This window comes from Azorhizobium oxalatiphilum (genome assembly GCF_014635325.1).
In the GTDB taxonomy this organism is placed as follows: Bacteria; Pseudomonadota; Alphaproteobacteria; order Rhizobiales; family Xanthobacteraceae; genus Azorhizobium; species Azorhizobium oxalatiphilum.
The window spans coordinates 1-19,248 of record NZ_BMCT01000017.1; the positions used below are offsets into that span (position 1 = coordinate 1).

19 protein-coding genes are annotated in these 19,248 nt (G+C 67.5%); 5 read left to right on the forward strand and 14 right to left on the reverse strand.

The features are described 5' to 3' along the window. Positions 1-285: 285 nt before the first annotated feature. Positions 286-1,176 carry a LysR family transcriptional regulator gene (locus IEW24_RS28420; protein ID WP_188584304.1) on the reverse strand — a complete coding sequence of 297 codons (891 nt, stop codon included), beginning with the start codon at positions 1,174-1,176 and terminating at the stop codon, positions 286-288. Between the two features lie 91 nt (positions 1,177-1,267). On the opposite strand from IEW24_RS28420, the gene IEW24_RS28425 reads away from it, so the two are divergent. Then, positions 1,268-1,711, forward strand: coding sequence for a PACE efflux transporter (locus IEW24_RS28425; protein ID WP_188584305.1), 444 nt, complete (start codon positions 1,268-1,270; stop codon positions 1,709-1,711). 105 nt (positions 1,712-1,816) lie between these two features. Here IEW24_RS28425 and IEW24_RS28430 read toward each other — a convergent pair whose 3' ends face one another. After that, positions 1,817-3,883, reverse strand: a complete 2,067-nt coding sequence (locus IEW24_RS28430) for a TonB-dependent siderophore receptor (RefSeq protein ID WP_308469047.1) — start codon at positions 3,881-3,883, stop codon at positions 1,817-1,819. Positions 3,884-4,223: 340 nt separating this feature from the next. On the opposite strand from IEW24_RS28430, the gene IEW24_RS28435 reads away from it, so the two are divergent. Further along, the gene (locus IEW24_RS28435) at positions 4,224-4,934 is read left to right on the forward strand and encodes a TetR/AcrR family transcriptional regulator (protein ID WP_188584307.1); all 711 of its coding nucleotides are present in this window, start codon (positions 4,224-4,226) and stop codon (positions 4,932-4,934) included. A 3-nt stretch (positions 4,935-4,937) separates the two neighbouring features. Here IEW24_RS28435 and IEW24_RS28440 read toward each other — a convergent pair whose 3' ends face one another. The 9 genes from IEW24_RS28440 to IEW24_RS28480 all read right to left on the reverse strand — a co-directional run bounded on the left by IEW24_RS28440 (position 4,938) and on the right by IEW24_RS28480 (position 13,605). Then, complete coding sequence (locus IEW24_RS28440) at positions 4,938-6,134, reverse strand: acyl-CoA dehydrogenase family protein (RefSeq protein WP_188584308.1); 1,197 nt, start codon at positions 6,132-6,134, stop codon at positions 4,938-4,940. A gap of 17 nt (positions 6,135-6,151) precedes the next feature. Next, positions 6,152-6,976: a MetQ/NlpA family ABC transporter substrate-binding protein gene (locus IEW24_RS28445; protein WP_188584309.1), complete on the reverse strand. Its 825-nt coding sequence runs from the start codon at positions 6,974-6,976 to the stop codon at positions 6,152-6,154. A 30-nt stretch (positions 6,977-7,006) separates the two neighbouring features. Continuing rightward, positions 7,007-8,236 carry an acyl-CoA dehydrogenase family protein gene (locus tag IEW24_RS28450; RefSeq protein WP_188584310.1) on the reverse strand — a complete coding sequence of 410 codons (1,230 nt, stop codon included), beginning with the start codon at positions 8,234-8,236 and terminating at the stop codon, positions 7,007-7,009. Positions 8,237-8,294: 58 nt separating this feature from the next. After that, a complete protein-coding gene (locus IEW24_RS28455) occupies positions 8,295-9,128 on the reverse strand; it encodes an ABC transporter permease (RefSeq protein ID WP_188584311.1) in 834 nt (277 codons plus the stop codon). 2 nt (positions 9,129-9,130) lie between these two features. Continuing rightward, positions 9,131-10,105 carry an aliphatic sulfonate ABC transporter substrate-binding protein gene (locus IEW24_RS28460; protein WP_188584312.1) on the reverse strand — a complete coding sequence of 325 codons (975 nt, stop codon included), beginning with the start codon at positions 10,103-10,105 and terminating at the stop codon, positions 9,131-9,133. Positions 10,106-10,280: 175 nt separating this feature from the next. Beyond that, complete coding sequence (locus IEW24_RS28465; RefSeq protein WP_188584313.1) at positions 10,281-11,081, reverse strand: ATP-binding cassette domain-containing protein; 801 nt, start codon at positions 11,079-11,081, stop codon at positions 10,281-10,283. Then, positions 11,078-11,944, reverse strand: coding sequence for an aliphatic sulfonate ABC transporter permease SsuC (gene ssuC / locus IEW24_RS28470; protein WP_188584314.1), 867 nt, complete (start codon positions 11,942-11,944; stop codon positions 11,078-11,080). Before ssuC ends, IEW24_RS28465 begins: the two co-directional genes overlap by 4 nt. Further along, the gene (locus tag IEW24_RS28475) at positions 11,941-12,900 is read right to left on the reverse strand and encodes a sulfonate ABC transporter substrate-binding protein (protein WP_188584320.1); all 960 of its coding nucleotides are present in this window, start codon (positions 12,898-12,900) and stop codon (positions 11,941-11,943) included. The genes ssuC and IEW24_RS28475 overlap by 4 nt, the downstream gene beginning before the upstream one ends. Before the next feature lie 120 nt (positions 12,901-13,020). Then, a complete protein-coding gene (locus IEW24_RS28480; protein WP_188584315.1) occupies positions 13,021-13,605 on the reverse strand; it encodes a flavin reductase family protein in 585 nt (194 codons plus the stop codon). Between the two features lie 271 nt (positions 13,606-13,876). On the opposite strand from IEW24_RS28480, the gene IEW24_RS29055 reads away from it, so the two are divergent. Genes IEW24_RS29055 through ssuD form a run of 3 tightly spaced genes read left to right on the forward strand, consistent with a single transcriptional unit; the run spans position 13,877 to position 16,617 of the window. Next, positions 13,877-14,002 carry a hypothetical protein gene (locus tag IEW24_RS29055; protein ID WP_280515001.1) on the forward strand — a complete coding sequence of 42 codons (126 nt, stop codon included), beginning with the start codon at positions 13,877-13,879 and terminating at the stop codon, positions 14,000-14,002. A 1-nt stretch (position 14,003) separates the two neighbouring features. Beyond that, positions 14,004-15,395: an LLM class flavin-dependent oxidoreductase gene (locus IEW24_RS28485; protein WP_188584316.1), complete on the forward strand. Its 1,392-nt coding sequence runs from the start codon at positions 14,004-14,006 to the stop codon at positions 15,393-15,395. A 22-nt stretch (positions 15,396-15,417) separates the two neighbouring features. Next, positions 15,418-16,617, forward strand: coding sequence for an FMNH2-dependent alkanesulfonate monooxygenase (gene ssuD / locus IEW24_RS28490; RefSeq protein ID WP_188584317.1), 1,200 nt, complete (start codon positions 15,418-15,420; stop codon positions 16,615-16,617). 58 nt (positions 16,618-16,675) lie between these two features. On the opposite strand, the gene IEW24_RS28495 is transcribed toward ssuD, so the two are convergent. The 3 genes from IEW24_RS28495 to IEW24_RS28505 form a co-directional block, all read right to left on the reverse strand. Next, positions 16,676-17,569 (reverse strand): beta-keto acid cleavage family enzyme, encoded by an 894-nt coding sequence (locus IEW24_RS28495; protein ID WP_188584318.1) that lies wholly within the window; start codon positions 17,567-17,569, stop codon positions 16,676-16,678. 60 nt (positions 17,570-17,629) lie between these two features. Continuing rightward, a complete protein-coding gene (locus IEW24_RS28500; RefSeq protein ID WP_188584319.1) occupies positions 17,630-18,841 on the reverse strand; it encodes an ABC transporter substrate-binding protein in 1,212 nt (403 codons plus the stop codon). A 74-nt stretch (positions 18,842-18,915) separates the two neighbouring features. Further along, a partial coding sequence (locus IEW24_RS28505) for an ABC transporter permease subunit (RefSeq protein ID WP_444979137.1) occupies positions 18,916-19,248 on the reverse strand: 333 nt, incomplete at its 5' end.

Genomic DNA, 19,248 nt, shown 5'->3' on the forward strand with positions numbered 1-19,248 from the left:
CGCTGCCAGGCCTGCAAAGCACATGACCGGGACATCGCCCAGATAAACAATCCAAAAAGACCCTTCAGGACAACCCTGAAGGGGCTTTTTGCTGTCTAAAGGCGCAACGTTCAAAGCGAACTGAAACCGCGCGAAGACTAGCCCAAGCGCAAAAGTGCGATCCCGGCCCGCGCCTCGCGCCGAGGGGAGGGGGCGGCCTTACACTGGGCTGCCCGGTCTCATCTGGCTATGGTCCCCACCACAGTTGCTCGCCCGTGGAGCTGGTCGCCCCCCGCCGGCCGTTCGTCAAAGCGCTGTGCTGATCCGGGTTGAACCCAGTCGGGCGCGTAGCCATTCGGCGGCAGGCCCGTGCGGCCGTTGCTTGTGCCAGACCAGCTCCAGCGCCACCGGCCAATCCCCGGCATCAAACTGCAAATCGGGCATCACCAGATCGGACGTGGCGGGAGAGGCTGCGATGACGTGATCGGAGGCGAACGCCCAGCCGATCCCATGCTTGACCATCTCCAGGATCACCCAGTGGCTTTCGACCCACCAGACTTCCGCGGCGATCCGAAGACGGCGCTTACTTGAACTCGTGCTGCGCGTTGCGACCAGGATCTGGCGATGCCGCTTCAGCTCCTCCCATTCCACCTTCTCCTTTGCGAGCGGGTGTCCGCGCCCGCAGACCAGCTTGAGGGGAACCCATCCCACCGTCTGGAAGCCCAGTTCCACCGGCAGCTCTTCCTGCCGCCACATCACGCCGAGATCGGCCGCGCCGTTGCGGACCAACTCGCTGACATCCTCCATGAGCGGGAACAGCAGCTCCAGCTCCACATGCGGGAAGTTCGCTGCAAAGTCCGCGAACAGCGCTCCAAGGGCATGCTCGGGATAGAGCTCATCGATGGCCACGATCAGACGACTTTCGATCCGCTGTTCAAAGCTCGAGGCCAGGCCGATGAGATGCTCGCGGCGCTCCAGCACCACCCGCGCTTCCTGCAGGATGCGTTCGCCGGCGGGCGTGAGCGCCGGGGTGCGTGTTGCGCGGCTGAACAGCTGCACCCCGAGATCGGTTTCAAGGTTGGAAACCTGCGTGCTCACGGCCGACTGGGCTTTGCCGAGCCGCCGCGCGGCCGCCGAGAAGGAGCCCGCCTCGGCGGCGGCGACGAAGGCCTGAAGCTGATCGAGTGATACGGTCATCTATCTGTTTTCCAGATGGAAGCTAACTTTCTTTATGGGATAATGGAGATAGAAGTGTGCGGCAACTGATAACCAATTCGAGTTCAGAACCGTGCGTGACACGAAAGACCGCATCCGGCACGCAATCCTCTTCGAGGGGATTGCCCTTGCCATCATCATCCCGCTGGGAGGGCTGCTGTTCGGCCTCGCGTCCCACACAATGGGCGTCATCGCCCTAGGCTCCGCCACGGTCGCGATGGCCTGGAACTATGGCTACAATCTCGCTTTTGACCATGCCATGCTGCGTTGGGTCGGGCACATCAACAAGAGCGTTTTCCTGCGCATCGCTCATGCGCTTCTGTTCGAAGCCGGGTTGCTGCTCATTCTGATGCCCGCCATCGCATGGTATCTGGACATCACGCTTCTCGAGGCATTCGTAATGGATGTAGCCATTGCCGGCTTTTACGTAGCCTATGCTTTCTTGTTCAACCTCGGGTACGATCACGTCTTCCCTGTGCGGAGCATTCTGTCGGAGCGGGAGCAGCCCTGTACGTGAGGTGATGTGGCCGCCGGAGTGTAGAGTCGGTGGGCAACGGCCTGAAACGCAGAACGCCCCGCCGGATGTCGCCGGCAGGGCGTGGAACTCAGGCTGAACGATTGCTCACCAGGTCTTGCGCAGGCCCACCAGGAACTGCCGTTCCGCGCCGTACTGGCAGTAAATGTCGTAGGTGCAGCTGGTGTAATAGACCTTGTCGAACAGATTGCGCACGTCCAGCGTCGCCGTGGTGCCCTTCATCTTGGGGTCGAGCACGGAGAGATCGTAGCGCAGGGCCAGATCCACCAGCGTGAAGCCGTCCACCTTGGTGGTGTTGGCATCGTCCGCATAACTCGGACCCACCACGCGCACGCCGCCGCCGACGGTCAGGCCGTTCAACTGGCCCGTGTCGAAGCGATAATTGGCCCAGAGCGAGCCGAAATAGTCCGGCACCGCCTGCGGACGCTTGTCCACATAGGCCGCCGTGCCCGACTGCGTGGTCCTGGTGTCGAGCAGGGTCAGGGCGCCGATCAGCTCGATGTTGGAGGTGACATTGCCGCGCGCCTCGAATTCCAGCCCGCGCGAGCGGATCTCGCCGGTCTGCACGCTGAAGCCGAGCACCGGGCCGGCGGTCAGCACATTCTGCTGGGTGATGTCGAAGGCGGACACGGTGAACAGCGCGTCCATGAAGGTCGGCTTGTACTTCAGGCCGATCTCATACTGCTCTGCCGTGGTGGGCACGAAAGGCGTGTTGTCGGCGGTGACGCCCACCACCGGCTCGAACGAGGTGGAATAGCTGGCGTAGGGCGCAAGGCCATTGTCGAACAGATAGAGCAAAGCGGCGCGATAGGTGGTGGCGTCCGACGACTGGTCGGAGGTGGTGTTGCTCAGATAATTGTCGGTGCTCTGGTCGGTCCAGTCATGCCGGATGCCGAGCACCATGCGCCAGTTGCCGAGCGCGATCTGGTCCTGCGCATAGAGGCCCGTCTGCTGCACGTCCTGGCTGTTGTCGATGAGTGTCATGAACGGACCGGGCGTCACGCCATAGACCGGGAGCATGACGTTGAGGCTCGGGGCGAGGCCGTACTGATAGTTCCACTTGGTGTTGAACCACTGATAATCGACACCTGCCACCACCTTGTGGCTGAGCGGGCCGGTGGCGAAGGTGAACACCAGGCTGTTGTCGGTGGCGATGCCGCCGGCGGATTCCGTGGATATGAGCGCCTGCCGGGGCAGATCGCCGGCGGCGGTCAGGGCGCCGGCCATCTGGATGCCCTTGAGGTCGCTGGTCACATCCGAATAACGGGTGCTGGAACGGAACTCGATGGCGTCGGAGAAGCGATGCTCGAAGCTGTAGCCCACCGCCCACTGCTCGCGCTTGTAGCTGTCGAAGGTGGGATCGCCGGGATTGAAGGTGCGGCCGAGGAAGCTGCGATACTGCGGCGGCGCCGAGAACGTCGGATAGAGCGAGTTGAAATAGCCGCCTTCCGGATCGTTCTGATACAGGGCGCGGATGGTCAGGCGGGTGTCCGCGTCCGGCTGCCATGTGATCGCGGGCGCCACCGCGATGCGCTGTTCGTCCACCCCGTCATAGCGCGTGCCGGAGGCGCGGCCGATGGCGGAGAGGCTGTATTGCAGCGTGCCGTTCGGGTCGAGTGCGCCCTGCGTGGTCAGGCCCGCCTGCGTGCGGCCATGGGAGCCGACCTCGAAGCGTGCCTCATTATAGGGAAAGGCGCCGGGATCACGGCTCACCTGATCGATCAGGCCGCCGGGGCTCACCTGTCCGTAGAGAACGGCGGAGGGGCCTTTCAGCACGTCCACCCGCTCCAGCAGGAAGGGATCGATCTGGAACTGCGCGAAGGCCTGTCCGCGCGGCAGCCGCAGGCCGTCGAAGAAATTCACGAAGGTGGAGGAGGTGCCGAAGCCGCCGAAGCCACGGATGAACAGCGTGTCGAAGCGGTTGGTCGCATCGGGATCGGACAGCACGCCGGAGGTGTAGCGCAGCGCGGCACCAACCGTCTGCGGGTTCTGGTCGTCCAGCTGCTTGCGGGTGATGACCGAGATCGACTGCGGGGTTTCCAGCACAGGCGTGTCGGTCTTGGTGGCGGCAGAGTCGGTGCGCGCCAGAATGCGGTCATTGTCGGCGCCCTGCCCATCCACCTGCACGGTGGAGAGGGGGATCGCCTCCTGCACGGGCACCTGCTGAACCCGCGCCGGCTGCACCCGCGATGGCTGAACCCGCGTTTCCTGGGCGCGCGCGCCCTGAGCCAATGACAGCGCCAACCCCGCCGTCGTGCCGAGCAAAATCCTCTTCCAGCCCTCTGACCGCATGTCGCGCGCCCCGCCTCTGACGATTGAAAATCCCCACATGAAACGGCGCATATCAGAAACGGGACGAGAGCGTCCAGATATATTCACACGAGATTGTTGCCTGATGACCTTGGGTTAGGGCTATAAACCACACGCTTGCGTTTGGTTCTTGAAGTAAGTTAGATCGCTTCTAATGAATAGAGCGGGACGAACGGAACGGCATATGGTGGCAGGGACGGCGGGCAAGCGGCCGGTGGCGGCCCAGAATCGGGCGGCGGGTGCCAAGCCGGCGCGGGCGAGCGCCGTGGCGGCGCGTCCGCGCGGCGGGCGGCCCACCAAGCAGGCGGCCGAGGAGCTGGACCGGCGCATTCTGGAAACCGCGGCCCGGCTGTTCTCGACGCAGGGCTTCGCCGGCACCGCCATGGAGCAGGTGGCGGCCGAATGTGGTGCCGGCAAGGACACCATCTATCGCCGCTACGCCTCCAAGGCGGCGCTGTTCACGGCCATCAGCGACCGGCTGCGTGCGCAGGTGATCAGCGAGATGGATGCGGCCATGGCGGCCGATCTGCCGGTGATGGAGAAGCTGAAACGCTATGCCCGCACGCTGCTGGCCATCAACATGCGGCCGGATCTGCTGGCGCTCAATCGCGTGGCGCTGGCCGAGGCCGTGCCCGTGGGCGGGGTGAAGGCCACGCCCACCGCCGAGGATCCGTTCATGATCCGCTTCTCGGCGCTGGTGGCGCGGGCGCAGCGGGAGGGGCTGGCGGGGCCGGGGGATCCGCTCTTCATGGCCGACCAGCTGCTCTATGCCACCTCCATCAAGCCCATGATCACCGCCATGCTTGGCAGGCCCGAGTTCGCCGACGCGGCGGCGCAGGATGCCTATTTCGAGGGGGCGTGGACACTGGCCCTGCGCGGCATCGCGCCGGGCTGAGGTTCAGCTATAGAGCGGAATGGCCGTGATGGTGCCGTTGAGGGCGTAATTGCCCACCTCGCGCGCCTTGTAGACCACGGGATCGTGCAGGGTGTGGGTGCGGATGTTGCGCCAGAAACGGTCGAAGCCATAGGCGTTGGCGGTGGCGCGCGCGCCCATCAGCTCGAAGATGCGCGAGGTGATGTCCAGCGCGGTGCGGCTGGCATGCACCTTGGCCGCATAGATGGCCGCCGCCGCGCGGTTGCGCTCCTCCGGCGTCAGGGCGTTGCCCTGTGCGGCCGCCGCCTCGAAGGCATCGCGCGCCACATCCGCCAGCGCCAGCGACGCGCGCAGGGCCACGTCGAGATCGCCATAATGCTCGAGGATGTAGGGATCCAGCCGCGCCTCCGGGACGCCGGAATTCTGCCAGGGGCGGGAGGTGTTGCGGATATAGGCATTGGCCTCCGCCAGCGCGCCTTCCGCCGTGCCCAGATAGAAGCTGGTGATGAGCAGCTGATGAAGCGGCACCACCAGCGTGGTGCGTGGCGGGGGCGGGGCGCTGGCGGAAGCCCCTCCGAGAATCTCGTCGCGCCCCACCCACACCGTGTCGAAGGTGATGGTGCCGCTTTCGGTGAGCTTCTGGCCGAAGGCGTCCCAGTCGTTGCCATGGGTGACGCCGGCCCGGTCGCCGGGCACCACCAGTACCGCGAAGCCGTCGTCCAGCTGCGCGCGCAGGGTGATGCGGTCGGCCAAGGCGGCGTTGGAGGCGAAGGTCTTGCGTCCGTCGAGGCGGAAGTCGTCGCCATCCCGCGTGAGGCGGCTTTCCGGATCGCGCGGGTTGGAGGCGCCGCCCCAGAACCAGCGCCCGGCCACGGAGGCGCGGGAGAGCCGCTCGGCTTGCGCCGCATCGGCCCGCCACAGGGCATTGGTGAGGTGCAGGTAATGATAGCTGAGCAGCTGCGCGATGCTGGTGTCGGCCTGCGCGATGATGCGCACCACCGCATAGGCATCCGCGAAGCTGCCGCCCCCGCCGCCATGGGCGGCGGGATTGAGCAAAGCGAGCAGCCCCGCCGCCCGCAGCACCTCCAGCTCCCCGCGCGGGGAGGCGGCGGCGCGCTCGCGGGCGACCGCATCCGCGCGCAGGTGATCGCGCAGCCGCAGGGCGGCGGCCGCCCAGTCATGGGGGCGGGGATGGTCGGTGACGAGCGACAGCGGGCTCATGGGGGTGTCTCCGGTATTCACCAGGCGGGAAGGATGGTGCCGTTGAACTTTTCGATGATGAAGTCCTTCACCTGCTGCGAGCGATAGGCGGCGATGAAGGTCTTGATGCGTGGATCGTCCTTGCGATCGTCCCGGGCGGCGAACAGCAGCGTGAAATAGGGCTTCAGCTCCGCGACCTGCGTCTCCGCCGCCAGCGCCTTGCGCAGATCGAGACCGGCCAGATAGGCATAGTTGCTGGAGACGAAGGCTGCGCCCACATCGTCCAGCGAGCGCGGCAGCTGGGCGGCGTCCAGCTCCACGATCTGGAGCTTCTTCGGGTTCTCCTCCACATCGAGGATGGAGGCATTCAGCCCGGCGGAGGCCTTCAGCTTGATGAGCCCGGCCTTCTGGAACAGCAGCAGCGCGCGGGCGGCGTTGGTGGGGTCGTTGGGAATGGCGATCTTGGCGCCGTTCGGCAGGTCCGCCACCCTGGCATAGGCTTTGGAATAGATGCCGGCGGGCACGAGGATGGACTCGTCCAGCGCCACCAACTGGTAGTTGCGCGCCTTCACCTGATTGGCCAGATAGAATTTGTGCTGGAAGTTGTTGAGGTCGATGTCGCCGGCCTGCAATGCCGCATTGGGCTGGTTCCAGTCGGTGAACTCGATGATCTCGGCCTTCACGCCATTCTTCTCCGAGACCTTGGCCGCCTCGCGCAGGATGTCGCCATAGGGGCCGGCCGACACGCCCACCTTGAGCGGCTTGTCAGCAGCCTGCGCCAGCGCGCCGTGCGGGGCCGCGAGGCTGAGGACGCCCGCCAGCGCGAGGGCAAGGCCACGCATGCGTGCAACAACTCCAGTCATGTCCGTCTCTCTCCGGTGATGGGGCGGGGGTCAGAAGAAGCCCTTCTCGGGCAGTTGCGTGCCGTGCAGGGCGTAGTCGCCCAGCGCGCGGGCCTTGAGGGCGGCGGGATTGTGGGAGGCCAGCGTGCGGGCATTGCGCCAGTGGCGGTCGAGATTCTTCGCCCGCCGCGTGGCGGAGGCACCCGCCACGTCGAAGATATGGCCGGCATCGCGGATGGTCAGCTCGTCCACCACCAGCTTGGCCTTGGCGGCGGCGACCGAGGCGGCATGGGCCAGCGCCGCATCGGGCTCGCCGCGTGCGCGGGCCTGGAAGACCGCCTCATGGGCATCGGCGGCCGCCAGGATCACCGCCTCGGCAGCGAAGGCATCGGCGGAGATGCGGCCGACGATCTCCTGCAGCAGCGGATCATCGGCCACGCGCTCGGTCTGGGCGAAATAGAAATGGCGGTCCTTGCGGCTGGCCAGCAGCGCCACCGCATCGGTCTCCACATTGCGCAGGATGCCGGCGACGGTGGCCGTCACCAGAAGCTGCGCCACGCTGTTGCTGTGGGGCACGCCATAGCCGGCGGTGAGGCTGTCCGGCTCCACCTCGTCCGCCTCCACCCGCACGTCGTCGAAATGGGTGGTGCCGGAGCCGGTGAGGCGCTGGCCGGCGCCGTCCCAGTCGTCGATCCGCTCCACGCCGCTGCGGGTGGTGGGGATGATGGCGGTGAGCACCTCGTCATCGGGGCCGGCGGCGCGCACCTGCACATAGTCGGCATAGAGGGTGCCGGTTGAGTAATATTTCGTGCCCGACAGGCGGAAGCCGTCGCCGTCGCGGCGCAGTTTCGTGGCGAAGGGGCTTGCGCCCACGCGCGCGCTGCCAAGCTCCGTGCTGGCGAGGGCGACGATGGCGCCCTCGGCGACGATGCCGGCCCATTTGGCGCGGTGAAGCACGGTGCGCGAGAGGGAGAAGCGCTCCACGAAGGCATAATGGTTGCGCAGCGAATGGGCGATGTTGGGGTCCGCCGCCGCCAGCGCGATCACCACCTCGAACAGCTCGCGCAGCGTGGCCCCCGGCCCGCCGTCCGCCGCCTGAAGCCGCAGCGCGCCCAGCCGGGCGCTGCGGATGAGGTCGAAGACGTCGAGCGGATGGATGCGCTCGCGATCACGCTCGGCGGCGCCAGCGGCAATGAAGGCCAGCAGGTCGGCCAGCTCCGGGGAGCGGTGGGTCAGCGGCCCGGTGAAGCTCGGCCGCGGGGGCGTGATGATCTGGTTCACGGGAGGCGTTCCTTATGGCGGCGTTACGCCGGAAGGGCCATGCGCGCAGGTCGTGCGCTCATGCGTGGTTGAGGTCGTATCCCTTGAGGAAGGGGTGGGTGAGCGTGAGCAGGAGGGTGTCCGTCGCCTTGCCGAGCACGGCGAACACGAGGATCGCGGCCACGATCTGGTCGGGCTTGCCCAGCTGCTGGCCATCCAGCAGCAGATAGCCGAGCCCCTCGGACGCGCCCATGAATTCGGCCGCCACCACGAACATCCAGCCGAGGCCAAGGCCGGAGCGCAGGGCCGTTATGTAATGCGGCAGGATGGCCGGCAGCAGGATCCGTCGCACCATCTTCAGGCGAGAGAACAGGAACACCTCGCCCACCTCGATGATCCTGCGGTCAACGGCGATCACTGCGCCGAGCGTGCCGAGATAGACCGGGAAGAAAACGCCGGCGGCAATCAGCGTGACCTTGGAGGCCTCGAAGATGCCGAGCCACAGGATGAACAGCGGCACCCAGGCGATGGAGGGGATGGCGCGCAGGGCCTGCAACAGTGGATCCAGCAGCGCGCGGGCAAGGCCCGAGGCGCCGGTGAGCGCGCCGAGCACGGTGCCGGCGCCCACCCCCAGCGCGAACCCGAGCCCGATGCGCTGGAGGGTGGCGGCCACGTGCGGCCACAGTTCGCCGGACCGGGCGAGGCCGAGGATGGTCGCGCCGATGCGGCTCGGCGGCGGCATCAGCCGGCCTTCCGCGAAGCCGGCGCGCACGGCGGCCTCCCAGATGAGGGCGAGGCCCACCGGCACCACGAAGCCGAGCGCGAGGCGCCAGCGCCGCCAGCCGCTGCGGGTGGGGCGCGTCGCGCGGGGCTGCGCGCCGCCGGCATAGGTCTCAACCTGCGCGAGGCTCATGGCTACTGCCCGACCACCAGATACTGGCCATCCACCAGCGCATCCACCTGCGCGGGCACGTTCACCTCCGCCGCGACCACGCCGGCCTTCTGGAGGGCGAGGCCGGCGGCGGCGATGCTCTCCTTCTGGGCCGCGCCGATGGGGCCGTAGGAGATGTCCGTGCGGGTGATCTGCCGGGCGATCACCGGCTCGGGTAGCTTGGTGGCGGCGATGAGCGCGTCGGACAGTTCCTTGGGATGGCTGGCCGACCACTGGCGGGCCTTCTCATAGGTGGCGAGCACGCGCCGCACGATGTCGGGATTCTGGCGGGCAAAATCCTCGCGCACGTTGAGCACGCCCCATGTGTTGTCCTCCGGCTTGCGGAAGAACAGCACCGCGCCATCCTCCACCTCTGCGGAGGCCATGATGGGATCGAGGCCCGCCCAGGCGTCCACGTCCTTGCGCTGGAGGGCGAGGCGGCCGTCGGCGTGCTGGAGGAGTACGAGCTTCACATCCTTCTCGGTGAGCCCCTGCGCGGCGAGCGCGCGGACGAGGAAGATGTGCGGATCGGTGCCACGGGTGGCGGCCACCGTCTTGCCCTTCAGATCGGCCACCGTCTTGATGCCGGTGTCCGGGCGGGTGACGAGCGCCGTCCACTCGGGCCGGGAATAGACATAGACGGACTTGATGGGGTTGCCGTTGATCTTGCCGATCAGCGCTGCGGCACCGGCGGTGGAGCCGAAGTCCAGCGAGCCCGCATTGAGGAATTCCAGAGCCTTGTTGGAGCCGGCCGACTGCACCCAGCGAACCGTGATTCCGTCCTTGGCGAATTCCTGCTCAAGAAGCTTCTGGTCCTTCAGCACCAGCGACACCGGATTGTAGGTCGCCCAGTCGATGAGGATTTCCTTCGGCGCCTGAGCAAGGGCGGGGACCGCCGGCAGTGCAAGGGCGAGGCCGAGGGCCAGAGCGGCGCGTCGGGACAAAGCGTGACGGAACATGACGGCACTCCGAAATAGAATGATGTCACAGGGGAACATCATCGCTTCGCTTAATCAATAAAAAAGATGGAATTAATGGATTTATTGAGAGTGATATTCTGTCGAATACTTGGCGCAACACATCGTGCCCGGACCACATCCGTGGCCGGGTCAGGTCAAGCGTTTCGGCTCAGTCTCAGACGGCCGCCAGAATCCGCGCCTGAAGGGCGGAGGCCGCCGCATCCCCGGCCTCGCGGCGCGGCCGGGGGAGGTCGATATCGAGATCGAGGGCGATCTCACCCTGCCGCAGCACCACCACGCGGTCGGCCAGCGCCACCGCTTCGGCCACGTCATGGGTGATGAGCACCACCGTGAAGCCGTGTTCGCGCCAGATGCGCTCGGTGAGCTGGTGCATCTCGATGCGGGTCAGCGCATCCAGCGCGCCGAACGGCTCGTCCAGCAGCAGAACTGAAGGTGCGCTCACCAGCGCGCGGGCGAGCGCCACCCGCTGTTTCTGGCCGCCGGAGAGCACGAAGGGCCATTCGCGACCGCGATCCGCCAGCCCCACGTCGCGCAAGGCGATGGTGGCGCGGTGGCGCCAGTCCGGGCCACGGGCGATGCCCACATTGCCCAGCACCCGCTGCCAGGGCACGAGTCGGGCATCCTGAAACAGCAGGCGCACATTGCGCTGGAGGCCCTCGACCGTCTCTCCGCCCACCGCCACCCGGCCGGCCGTGGGGGCATCGAGGCCGGCGATGAGGCGCATCAGCGTGGTCTTGCCGCCGCCGGAGCGGCCGACCACCGCCAGGAACTGGCCGGCGGGAATGTCGAGGTCCAGCCGGCGCAGCACGGGGCGCTCGCCAAAGGCCTTCTCCACGCCGTTGAGCGCGATGGTCGCGCCGCCGGAGGGCAGGGCGGCGGGCGGGGGGAGGGTGACTTCGGGCTCATCGGCGATCCAGATGATGCCGTCGCCGAATTCCTGTCGCGCCGCGCTCATGCCGCCAGCCCCGCCGTGCCGGTGCGATAGGCGGGATGCCAGGCGAGCGTGCGGTGCTCGATGGCGCGGGTGAGGCTGTCGGCCAGCTTGCCCAGCAGCGCATAGGCGATCACGCCCAGCACCACCACATCGGTCTGCAGGAATTCGCGGGCGTTCATGGTCATGTAGCCGATGCCGGAGGTGGCGGAGATGGTCTCGGCCACGATCAGCGTCAGCCACATGATGCCGAGCGCATAGCGCAGGCCCACGAGGATGGAGGGCAGCGCCCCCGGCAGCACGATGCGCCAGAACAGGGCCGCGGCCGAGAGACCATAGACGCGGGCCATCTCCACCAGCCCGCGATCCACCGTGCGGATGCCGTGGAAGGTGTTGAGATAGATGGGAAAGGCAACGCCGATGGCGACCAGGAAGATCTTGGCCTCCTCATCGATGCCGAACCACAGGATCACCAGCGGAATGATGGCCAGATGCGGCACGTTGCGCAGCATCTGGAGTGTGGAATCCAGCGCCGTTTCCGCCGGCCGCCAGATGCCGTTGAGGATGCCCAGCGCGAAGCCGACGCCGCCGCCGATGGCAAGGCCGATGAGCGCGCGCCGGGTGCTTACCAGTACGTTGGTGACGAGGGATCCGTCCTTCAGCGCCTGCCAGAAGGCGAGCGCCACCGCGCTCGGAGCGGGCAGCACACGGGAGGAGAGAAAGCCGAGGCTCGCCGCCGCCTGCCAGAGCACGAGCACGCCGAGCGGCAGCGCCCATGGCAACAGCGCCGCGCCGAAGCGGGCCAGCGGAGGCCGGCCGGCGCGGGCTGCCGTCGTGATGCGGGTGGGGGCGTCGCGGGCCGGCGCGTCAAGTGCGAGGTCGCTCATGATCTGGCGGCCCGCACGGCGTCGGAGATGCGGATGGGCTTGGGAATGAGGCCGAGCTTGTGGAAGGCGTCCGCCACTTCCTGCTGCTGCGCCACCACCGCCGGGGTGATGGGCTTCACGTCATACTGCTGGCGGGCGAGCGCCACCTCCAGAATGGGCGTGGGAATGCCCACGAGCGGCGAGAACTCCTCGGCCGCCGCCTTCGGGTTCGCCTTCACCCAGGCGCCGATCTCGGCGACGCCCGCGAGCACGGCATCCACCACCTGCGGGGCCTGCTCGGCGAAGTTCTTGGTGGTGAAGTAGAACTGATAGTTGGAGACGATGCCGGTGCCGTCCGCCAGCTGGCGGGCCTCGATGGTCTTTTCCGCCGCCGCCTGGAAGGGATCCCAGATCGCCCACGCATCCACCGCGCCGCGCTCGAAGGCGGCGCGGGCGTCCGCCGGCGTGAGGAAGGTGGTCTTCACATCCGCATAGGCGACGCCGGCCTTCTCCAGCGCCTTCACCAGCAGGTAATGCACGTTGGAGCCCTTGTTGAGCGCCACCGTCTTGCCCTTGAGGTCGGCCACCGTCTTCAGCGGGCTGCCCTTGGGCACGAGGATGGCCTCGCCCTCGGGGGCTGCGGGCTCATAGCCCACATAGACGAGGGGGGCGCCCGCCGCCTGCGCGAAGATGGGCGGGGCCTCGCCCGTATTGCCGAAGTCGATGGCGCCCGCATTCAGCGCTTCCAGCAGCTGCGGGCCGGCGGGGAACTCGGCCCAGCGCACGGAATAGCCCAGCGCCTTCAGCTTGCCTTCCAGCAGGCCCTTGTTCTTGAGCAGAATCAGCGTGCCGTATTTCTGGTAGCCGATGCGGACCACCTTTTCCTGCGCGTGCGCGCCACCCGCCCAGCCGGTGGCAAGGCCGGCAGCCAGCGCCGTGGCCAAGAGCGCGGCGAAGCGGCGGCGGGTGAGGGGCAGGCGACGGGCAAGATCGGACGCGGCAAGGCCGGATGCGGGAAGATCGGAACCAGAAAATTCAGTCATGGCAACAGCCTCTTGGCAAACAGTCTCAGGGAATGGGGCAGGGGGCGACGGGCGTCAGCGGGCCTCCGCCGCCGCGCCCAGCTGCCGGTAAGCACCGGACCAGTAGAGCAGCGGCGCGGCATCATCGGCCACGCGGGCGGCCACCACCCGGCCCAGAACGATGAGGTGGGAATGGCGCTCGATGGCCTCGTCCAGCTCGCAGTCGAAGCTGGCGAGCGCATCGGCCAGCACAGGCGCGCCGGTCTCCAGCGTGGTCCAGTCGGCGCCCGCATAGCGCGCCGGCCCCTTCTCGCCATTGCGCCCGGCGAACCGGTCCGCCAGCGCCCGGTGGCCGGTGGCGAGCACATTGATGCCGAAGCGGCGCTCGGCCAGCAGCACGTTATGGGCAGAGGCGGCGCGGTTGACGCAGATGATCAACGTCGGCGGCTCCACCGAGAGCGACGTGACGGAGGTGGCGGTGAGGCCGGTGCGGGCTTCGCCCTGGCCCACGGTGAGCACGCTGACCGCCCCCGCCAGCTTGCGCATGCCGGCCCGGAAGGCGAGCGAAGCAGGCGAGATGTCCGGCTGCGCGGGGCGCGCGGCGTGCGCGGCAGCGGCGATCGCAGCGCCGGCGTTCGAGACAGAGGCATGAGCGTTCATGACGGGCTCCTGAACCGAGCGAGCAGGGCGGTGCGGTTAAGCGGAGCCCACGGGACGCTCAAAAGACATTCAACTGATGTGATTAAAATCGTATCCCGCAATCAGAATGTCAGTCAATTAATTCCATTAAAAATATAGGTTAAAATATATATCCATATTTATCATTGGCTTACGCCGATAACCGGCGCCTGCGCGGCCCTGAGAGGCTAGCGCCGGGGTAGGCACGGCGTTCAAAATAAATAAAATCCATGAAAATTATGGAGTGATCGGCGTGACTGTGCAATCGCGGTTCCGGCTTGCCCCCTCGGCTCCCGACGCGACGCTGTTCGATATGGGGGGAGCGACCCTGCTGCCGCCCTTCGCACGCGTTCGCGGCCTTGCGGTGGGAGGGCTCTGACATGGCCGGCGAGATTCGCTTCAACGCCTTCGCCATGAATTGCGTGGGCCACCAGTCCCCCGGCCTCTGGCGCCACCCGCAGGACCGCACGGCGCAATACAACCGGCTGCCCTACTGGCTCGATCTGGCGCGCATTCTGGAGCGCGGCCTGTTCGACGGCCTGTTTCTGGCGGACGTGCTCGGCGTCTATGACGTCTATGGCGGCTCACCGGATGCGGCGCTGCGCCATGCCACGCAGGTGCCGGTCAATGACCCCATGCTCATCGTTCCGGCCATGGCGGCGGTGACGCGGAATCTCGGCTTCGGCGTCACCTCCACGCTCAGCTACGAGCCGCCCTATCCCTTCGCCCGGCGCATGAGCACGCTGGATCATCTCACCGAGGGGCGGGTGGGCTGGAACATCGTGACCGGCTATCTCAACAGCGCCGCCAAAGGCATGGGCCTTGCCGGCCAGCGCCCCCATGACGACCGCTACGACGTGGCGGACGATTATATGGAGGTGGTCTACAAGCTCTGGGAAGGCTCGTGGGAGGAGGGGGCGGCGGTGCGCGACGCGGCGGCCGGCGTCTTCACCGATCCCGCCCGCGTCCACCGGGTCATCCATCAGGGGCCGCATTATGCGCTGGATGCCATCCATCTGGCGGAGCCCTCGCCCCAGCGCACGCCGGTGCTCTATCAGGCGGGCACCTCGCCGCGCGGCCGGGCCTTCGCCGGCCGCCACGCGGAGGCGGTGTTCGTCTCCGGGCCTTCGGTGCAGGTGATCGCGCCGCGCGTCGCCGCCTTGCGGCAGGCGCTGGCGGACAGCGGCCGCGCACCGGACGCCGTCCGCGTCTTCGCCATGACCACCATCATCGTGGGCGAAACCACGGCGGCGGCGCGGGCCAAGCTCGAGGACTACCGGCGCTACGCCAGCCCGGAGGGCGCGCTCACCCTGTATTCCGGCTGGTCAGGGGTGGATTTCTCCGATTATGCGCTCGATCAGCAGGTGCGCCACATCACCAATGAGGCCGGCCGCACCGCCATGGACAACATGACCCGCGCCGACCCGAACCGGGTGTGGACCGTGGGCGAGGTGGCCGAGCACGTGGGCATCGGCGGCGTCGGCCCGGTGTTCGTGGGGGATCCGGTCGAGGTGGCCGATGCGCTGGAGGGGTTTGTCGAGGCCACCGGTGTGGACGGCTTCAACCTCGCCTTCGCGGTCAGCCCCGGCAGCTATGAGGACATTGCCGATCTGGTGGTGCCGGAGCTGCAGAAGCGCGGCCGCTACAAGCGCGCCTACACCCCTGGCACGCTGCGCGAAAAACTATTCGGTGCCGGTGCGCACCTGTCCGCTCCCCATCCCGCCGTGTCGTTCCGGCACGCTCCCGGCCGTGCCGCCCGCGCTGCCGAATGACCCGTTCGCTGAGAGTTCTGCCATGAATGCCCATACGGACACTGCTTCCGATCTCACGCCCGCCACGGCCGCCAATGTGCTGTGGTTCCTGCCGACCCATGGCGACGGCCATTATCTCGGCACCTCGCACCGCGCCCGCGCCGTCTCGCTGGGCTATCTCCGGCAGATCGCGCAGGCGGCCGACCAGCTCGGCTATTTCGGCGTGCTCATCCCCACCGGCCGCTCCTGCGAGGACAGCTGGATCGTCGCCTCGGCGCTGGCGCCGGCCACCGAGAAGCTGCGCTATCTCATCGCCGTGCGGCCCGGCCTGCTGGAGCCGGCGGTGGCCGCGCGCATGACGGCGACGCTGGACCGGATCTCCGATGGCCGCCTGCTCATCAATGTGGTGACGGGCGGCGATCCGGTGGAGAATCGCGGCGACGGCTTCTTCCTCGATCACGCCGGCCGCTATGAGGTGACGGACGAGTTCCTGTCCATCTACACCCGCCTCCAGAAGGGCGAGGAGGTGACGTTCGAGGGCAAGCACCTGCAGGTGGAGAAGGGCAAACTGCTCTATCCGCCGGTGCAGGAGCCCTATCCGCCGCTCTATTTCGGCGGCTCCTCGCCGGCCGCGCACGATGTGGCGGCCCGGCACATCCAGAAGTATCTCAGCTGGGGCGAGCCGCCGGCGGCGGTGGCGGGCAAGATCCGGGACATCAGGGCGCGCGCGGCGGCGCAGGGGCGCGCGCTTTCCTTCGGCATCCGCCTGCATGTGATCGTGCGCGACACAAACGAGCAGGCCTGGGCGGCGGCCAACGAGCTGATCCGCCACGTGGACGAGACCACCATCGCCGAGGCGCAGAAGGTGTTCCAGCGCATGGATTCCGAGGGCCAGCGCCGGATGAGCGCCCTGCATGGCGGCCAGCGCGACCGGCTGGAAGTGGCGCCGAACCTGTGGGCCGGCGTGGGCCTCGTCCGTGGCGGGGCCGGCACCGCGCTGGTGGGCGATCCGGAAACGGTGGCGGCGCGCATGAAGGAATATATGGCGCTCGGCATCGACACCTTCGTCATGTCCGGCTACCCGCATCTGGAGGAAGCCTATCGCTTCGCCGAAAGCGTCTTCCCGCTGCTGCCGCTGGCTGAGACCACCGGGCGGCCGCAGGGCGCCATCCTCCATCGCGGGCCGTTCGGCGAGATGATCGGCAACACCATCGTGCCGGAGGCGCGCCAGTCCGCCTCCTGATGGAGAAGGCATGTCCGGCCCGGATCGCGAAGCCGTCCGGGCCGGACATGTTCTAGCTTTACGGCGGCTCGCGCAGGCTGTCGCGCTGGCGGGCGAGATCGGCGCGCACCTGCCGCGCGGTGGCCGGCTCGGCGCCCGATGCGCGCACCAGCCGGACGGCCTCCTCCACCCACGCCCGATTGCTCAGGGGCGTGCCGAAGGGCGCGTCTTCCAGCCCCACCCGCACATGGCCGCCACGGGCGATGGCGTGGGGAATGAGCGGGCGCACATCGAGCCCGAGGCCCGCCACCATCCAGATGTGGCCGGGCGCGTGACGCTCCAGCATGCGCAGATAGAGGTCGATGGCCTCCACGTCCGGATCGAGGCCGAAGGTGAAGGTGTCCGAGAACATCAGCCGGTAGAGCGGCGGCGGGCAGGCGTGCCCGGCGGCCAGCGCCGCACCGAGGCGCAGGAAGCCCGGCTCATAGATGGCGTAGCTCGGCACCAGATCGCAGCGGGCGGCCACCGCCAGCCCCTGCTGGATGTGGGCGCCGGGATTGAGATAGGTGGAGCCGGCCTGCCGGGCCGGGCCATCGGCGAAGGTGGCGAGATTGATCGAGCCCGGATCGACCACCGCCCATTCCAGCAGGCCGCGCGCCGCCAGCGTCTCGATGGCGCTGTAGCGTTGGGTCTGCGAACCGTCGGCGAAGGCCGCCGCGCCTCCGACGAAGGGGACGGTGGGATAAACGATGACGTCCACCTGCGCGCGGATGCCCTCGATGATGGCGGCATAGATGTCGGCATCGTCATTCTGCACGCCGCTGGCCGGATCATAGGCATGCACATGGATGATGGCCGCGCCGGCCTCGGCGCAGGCGATGCCGTCGCGCACCACCTCATCCACGGTGACGGGGATGCCCGGCTGGCGTTGCCGCGTCCACGGGCCGTTCAGGGCGGCTTCGATCCAGACCATGCGCAGCTCCCTTTGATGGGCACAGCCGGGGCGGGCGGGCCGCCCCGGTCAAACGGGCGCTCAGTTGGGGCAGCCTGTGGTGCCTTCGGGGGGCGTGATCTCGGCGGCCGGAATGCGGCGCACCAGCTTGTAGAGATCCCACGGTCCCTTGGATTCGGCCGGCGTCTTCACCTCGAACAGATAGAAATCGTGCTCGATGCGTCCGTCGCTGCGGGCCTTGCCATTCTGGATCATGAAGTCGTTGATGGGGATCTCGCGCATCTTCGCGGCGACGGTCTCCGCATCCTTGGTGCCGGCGGCGGCGATGGCCTCCAGATAATGCGAGACGCCGCTGTACATGCCCGCCTGCGCCATGGACGGCATCTGGCCGTTCATCCGCTCGGCGAACCGCTTGGACCAGGCACGGGTCTCGTCGTTCAGGTCCCAGTAGAAGGATTCGGTCAGCATCAGGCCCTTGGAGCGCTCGAGCCCGAGGCTCTTCACGTCGGTGACGAAGGCCAGCATGGCCACCAGCCGGGGCTTGCCGGTGCCGATGCCGAACTCGATGGCCTGCTTGACCGCATTGGTGGTGGAGGCGCCGGAATTGGCCAGCGCGATGACATCGGGGCTGGCCGCCTGGGCCTGAAGCAGGAAGGAGGAGAAGTCCGTATTCACGAAGGGATGGCGCGCCTCGCCCACCACCGTGCCGCCATTGGCCGTGACGACGGCCTTGGTCTCATCGGCCAGCGAATGGCCGAAGGCCACGTCCGCCGTCAGGAAATACCACTTCTTGTCGCCCTGGCGGGCGATGGTGGTCGCGGTGCCCTTGGCCTGCACGGAGGTGTCCCAGGCCCACTGGAAGCTGGTCTTGGTGCAGAGCTTGCCGGTGAGATCGGCGAGGCCCGAAGTGGAGATGATGACCATCTTCTTGCGATCGCGCACCAGTTCCTGAACGGCCACCGCCACCGAGGACGGAACCGGATCGAGAATGGCGTCCACATTCTCCACGTCGAGCCAGCGCCGGGCGATGGTGGTGGCCACGTCCGGCTTGTTCTGGCTGTCCGCCGAGACGATGGTGATCGGCTGGCCGAGAACCTTGCCGCCGAAATCATCCACGGCCATCTGCGCGGCGACGATGGAACCGCGTCCGCCGATATCCGCGAAGCTTCCGGTCAGATCGTTGAGCACGCCCAGCTTGAGGCCTTGCCCGTCCTGGGCCAGCGCGCCGGACGCGCTTCCCAGGACGGCGGTGGCCGCGATGGAGGCGGCGCAGACAAGTGTTCCCAGTTTCATTTCGCTTCTTCCCGTTATGCGGAATGCCCCTTTGTGGGTAGGGAGCTTTTCCTGTGAGCGGCCTGCGCCTGATTTTAGTGACCCGGAGCTTCGGTCTTTGCGGATGGTGCCTTGCGCTGGAACAGCGCCAGCAGCTCGCCGACGATGCCGCGCCGGAACAGCGAGACGGCGGCCACGAAGATGACGCCCTGGATCACCAGAACCCATTCGCCGAAGCCGGCCAGATAGTTCTGCATGGTCACGATCACCGCCGCCCCCACCACCGGGCCGAGGATGGTGCCCATGCCGCCCACCAGCGTCATCAGCACCACTTCGCCGGACATCTGCCAGGCCACGTCGGTGAGGGAGGCCAGCTGGAACACCAGCGACTTGGTGGCGCCAGCCAGCCCCGCCAGCGCGGCCGAGAG

Bases quoted from the DNA above. Each gene is read 5' to 3' on its own strand.
- IEW24_RS28420 (WP_188584304.1), bottom strand. From the start codon at position 1,176: ATGACCGTATCACTCGATCAGCTTCAGGCCTTCGTCGCCGCCGCCGAG.
- IEW24_RS28435 (WP_188584307.1), top strand. From the start codon at position 4,224: ATGGTGGCAGGGACGGCGGGCAAGCGGCCGGTGGCGGCCCAGAATCGG.
- IEW24_RS28440 (WP_188584308.1), bottom strand. From the start codon at position 6,134: ATGAGCCCGCTGTCGCTCGTCACCGACCATCCCCGCCCCCATGACTGG.
- IEW24_RS28445 (WP_188584309.1), bottom strand. From the start codon at position 6,976: ATGACTGGAGTTGTTGCACGCATGCGTGGCCTTGCCCTCGCGCTGGCG.
- IEW24_RS28455 (WP_188584311.1), bottom strand. From the start codon at position 9,128: ATGAGCCTCGCGCAGGTTGAGACCTATGCCGGCGGCGCGCAGCCCCGC.
- IEW24_RS28460 (WP_188584312.1), bottom strand. From the start codon at position 10,105: ATGTTCCGTCACGCTTTGTCCCGACGCGCCGCTCTGGCCCTCGGCCTC.
- IEW24_RS28465 (WP_188584313.1), bottom strand. From the start codon at position 11,081: ATGAGCGCGGCGCGACAGGAATTCGGCGACGGCATCATCTGGATCGCC.
- ssuC (WP_188584314.1), bottom strand. From the start codon at position 11,944: ATGAGCGACCTCGCACTTGACGCGCCGGCCCGCGACGCCCCCACCCGC.
- IEW24_RS28480 (WP_188584315.1), bottom strand. From the start codon at position 13,605: ATGAACGCTCATGCCTCTGTCTCGAACGCCGGCGCTGCGATCGCCGCT.
- IEW24_RS28485 (WP_188584316.1), top strand. From the start codon at position 14,004: ATGGCCGGCGAGATTCGCTTCAACGCCTTCGCCATGAATTGCGTGGGC.
- ssuD (WP_188584317.1), top strand. From the start codon at position 15,418: ATGAATGCCCATACGGACACTGCTTCCGATCTCACGCCCGCCACGGCC.
- IEW24_RS28495 (WP_188584318.1), bottom strand. From the start codon at position 17,569: ATGGTCTGGATCGAAGCCGCCCTGAACGGCCCGTGGACGCGGCAACGC.
- IEW24_RS28500 (WP_188584319.1), bottom strand. From the start codon at position 18,841: ATGAAACTGGGAACACTTGTCTGCGCCGCCTCCATCGCGGCCACCGCC.